Raw genomic sequence first — 442 nt, 5'->3', positions numbered from 1 at the left:
TTCGCGGGCCACGGCCTCGATCTGGTCGCGCAGGGCCTGCTGCAGCAGGGGCGAAGGCGGCGTCGCGGTCTCTTCGGCGGCTTTGTAGACGATGCCCGTGCCGTCGCCCTGGAGCGTCGCCACGCGGCGCACCACCATGAGCTGCTGGGTGCTGCTGGAGGCACCCAGCGAGTAGCCTTCGCCATCGTTCACGCTGTAGTTCATCGCATAGGCGCGCAGCAGCGAGCCGCCGCTCGTGACCCGCACGCACAGCACCGTGCCGGCCAGCTCGCCGGACACCTGGTGCTCGCACCCGAAGAGCCCGTCGCTGCTGACGGCCAGGCCGTTGCCGCTGCGGGTGGCCGGCTGGAAGCCGCTCAGCTGCACGGCGTCGGTGCGCACGCCTTCGGAGCCGATCGAGGTGAAGGTCCAGAGGCCCAGGAGGCTGGGCGCTGTGCGGGGG

The 442-nt window shown here is 71.7% G+C and carries 1 protein-coding gene; it reads right to left on the bottom strand.

What is annotated here, in order from left to right:
• On the bottom strand, nucleotides 1-442 hold a 442-nt coding region (locus GVL52_RS29115), incomplete at both ends, for a hypothetical protein (protein ID WP_200848005.1).

It is taken from the genome of Rhizobium sp. 18055 (assembly GCF_902706285.1).
In the GTDB taxonomy this organism is placed as follows: domain Bacteria; phylum Pseudomonadota; class Alphaproteobacteria; order Rhizobiales; family Rhizobiaceae; genus Rhizobium.
The sequence above is the reverse complement of the archived record's forward strand: the minus strand, read 5'-3'. Positions and strand labels throughout refer to the sequence as shown.